The organism is Pseudomonas sp. AP42, assembly GCF_001728935.1.
Classification (GTDB): Bacteria; Pseudomonadota; Gammaproteobacteria; order Pseudomonadales; family Pseudomonadaceae; genus Aquipseudomonas; species Aquipseudomonas lactis.
The window spans coordinates 1-2,601 of the sequence record NZ_LYSO01000210.1 but is presented as its reverse complement, the minus strand read 5'-3'; the positions used below and the strand labels follow the sequence as shown (position 1 = coordinate 2,601).

Sequence of the window (2,601 nt, the reverse complement as noted above, 5' to 3'; positions counted from 1 at the left end):
CGGGGCGCTTGAGATCAAGATCACAAGCAGATCAAGATCAAGAGCGGCTCGCTTCGCATCGTGGTTACCGGTGGCTGCGGCGAACTGCACAGTTGTGTAGATACCTATGGCCATCGCAGGCAAGCCAGCTTGCATATAAACAGTGTGCCGACACAAAATCCGGTTAAAGCCCCGGCCAGCCAAGTCGATAACTCTCTATAGATCGTCATCCCTGATCCACAGAAGGTTTTTATGTCCACCACCAAAGCCCGCGCAGACTCACTCTCGCTTCTGCTCTTTACCTTGCGCAGCGGCAAGCTGATGGCCATCAACCTGTTGAAAGTCAGCGAGATCATCCCCTGCCCGCCGCTGACCAAGCTGCCGGAGTCACACCCGCACGTCAAAGGCATCGCCACCTTGCGCGGCGCGTCTTTGTCAGTGATCGACCTGAGCCGCGCCCTGGGTGAAATGCCCTTGCAAGACCCGGACGGCGGCTGCCTGATCGTCACCGATGTCAGCCGTTCCAAGCAGGGCCTGCATGTGCAGGCGGTGAGTAAGATCGTGCATTGCCTGACCACCGATATCCGCCCGCCGCCCTACGGCTCCGGCGGCAATCGGGCGTTTATCACCGGGGTTACCCAGGTGGAAGGTGGCCTGGTGCAGGTGCTGGATATCGAGAAAGTCATCCATGGCATCGCCCCGGCACCGGTTGAAGCGGCGCCGACCGACCTGACCATGGAAGAAGCCGAAGTGCTGGGCAATGCCCGCATCCTGGTGGTGGACGACAGCCAGGTGGCCTTGCAGCAATCGGTACACACCCTGCGCAACCTCGGCCTGACCTGCCACACCGCCCGCAGCGCCAAGGAAGCCATCGACGTGTTGCTGGAGCTGCAAGGCACGGTTGAACAGATCAACGTGGTGGTGTCGGACATCGAGATGTCTGAGATGGACGGCTACGCCCTCACCCGCACCTTGCGCGAAACTCCGGATTTCAAGGACCTCTACGTGCTGTTGCACACCTCCCTGGACAGCGCGATGAACAGCGAAAAAGCACGCCTGGCCGGTGCCGACTCGGTACTCACCAAATTCTCATCCCCCGAATTGACCAAATGCCTGGTCATCGCCGCGCAAACCGTGGCGCAAAAGGGCCTGTAAGCCTTGGCCGAGTATTACCAGCTGCTGCGTCGCGACCTCACCGGCAGCCTGCCCGCCCCGCAATGGCCAGCGGATACCCGGCTGGATCATTATCGCGATGAACTGGCCCCGGCGATCCATGCCGTACTGCGCATGACCCAGGACCAAGGCGGCGGCCGTGTCGGCCATTTGGATGAGTGGCGCCGGCAGTTCGTCACCGATGCCGAGTACGACCCGACGCTGTGCCTGGTCGCCAGTAACCGCGACGGTATTCTCGGCGTGGCACAATGCTGGACCAGCGCCTTTATCAAGAACCTGGCCGTCCACCCCTGTGCCCAAGGCCAAGGGCTGGGCCGCGCCTTGCTGCTGCATAGCTTCCAGGTGTTCAAGCAGCGCGGCGAACCCTATGTGGACCTCAAGGTGCTGGAGAGCAACCTGCGCGCCCGCCAACTGTATGAAAGTGCGGGCATGGGGTTTGTGCTGCGCGACATCCTATCCAAGGGCTGACCCTCACTGGCGCATAACTTGCTTCCAGAGCCCCTGAGCGGTCGATAGAGGTAAAAACCCGTCACCCCTCAAGCGTGCCCTCTGACCTTGCCTGGTGACAGATCCGCCATGAACACACACTTTTCCTGCGTCGGTTGCGGCAAATGCTGCAGCGACCATCACGTGCCCCTGACCCTCGAAGAAGCCCGCAGTTGGGCGGCGGACGGCGGCAACGTCATCGTTCTGGTGGAGGGCTTTCTTGGCAACGGCCTGGGCCTGCCCCTGCAACAACGGGAACACGCCGAGCGCCGTTCAGTGGTCGTGCCCAGCGGCAATACCGAGGCGTTTGTGGCAATCACCTTTGCCGCCTACAACGCCGGACGCTGCCGGAATCTTGACGAAGACAACCGCTGCCGCATCTACGAACGGCGCCCGCTGGTGTGCCGCATCTACCCGATGGAGATCAACCCGCATATCCCACTGAACCCAAGCGCCAAAGACTGCCCGCCGGAATCCTGGGAGCAAGGCCCCGCGCTGATCGTCGGTGGTGAATTGATGGACACGCAACTGGCCGAACTGATTCGCCGTTCGCGCCAGGCCGACCGTGATGACGTACAGACCAAGGAAGCCGTATGCGCGTTGCTCGGCATCCGCACGACCGCCCTCAAGGGCGACGGGTTTACCGCGTACTTGCCGGACATGCAGGCGTTTGCCCAGGCGATTGAACTGGCGATTGAACAGCCGGCGGTGGCCAATGAATGGGTGTTTCATGTGTCCGGGATGGACATCGCCGAACAGGTGCTGGATGCCGGGGCACAAATTGCCACGGAAGTGCCGGCCAATTATGCGTTTATCTCGCTGAGAGCGGCATAGATAACGACACAACTGTAGTTCGCAGCAACCAACGCTAACCACGATGCGAAGCGAGCCGCTCTTGATCTGCTCTTGATCTGCTCTTGATCTGCTCTTGATCTGCTTTTGATCTTGATCTCAGGCGCCCCG

At 60.8% G+C, this 2,601-nt stretch carries 3 protein-coding genes; all 3 read left to right on the top strand.

Features of this window, described 5'->3' with window-relative positions; translation table 11 throughout:
* The first annotated feature begins 231 nt into the window (after positions 1-231).
* The 3 genes from A7K61_RS30515 (at position 232) to A7K61_RS30505 (ending at position 2,472) form a co-directional block, all read left to right on the top strand.
* Complete coding sequence (locus A7K61_RS30515; protein ID WP_044271959.1) at positions 232-1,134, top strand: chemotaxis protein CheV; 903 nt, start codon at positions 232-234, stop codon at positions 1,132-1,134.
* Positions 1,135-1,137: 3 nt separating this feature from the next.
* Positions 1,138-1,620 (top strand): N-acetyltransferase, encoded by a 483-nt coding sequence (locus A7K61_RS30510; RefSeq protein WP_044271957.1) that lies wholly within the window; start codon positions 1,138-1,140, stop codon positions 1,618-1,620.
* Positions 1,621-1,728: 108 nt separating this feature from the next.
* Complete coding sequence (locus tag A7K61_RS30505) at positions 1,729-2,472, top strand: YkgJ family cysteine cluster protein (protein WP_044271956.1); 744 nt, start codon at positions 1,729-1,731, stop codon at positions 2,470-2,472.
* The last annotated feature ends 129 nt before the right edge of the window (positions 2,473-2,601 follow it).

Coding starts and splice junctions, on each gene's coding strand:
- A7K61_RS30515 (WP_044271959.1), top strand. CDS start 232: ATGTCCACCACCAAAGCCCGCGCAGACTCACTCTCGCTTCTGCTCTTT.
- A7K61_RS30505 (WP_044271956.1), top strand. CDS start 1,729: ATGAACACACACTTTTCCTGCGTCGGTTGCGGCAAATGCTGCAGCGAC.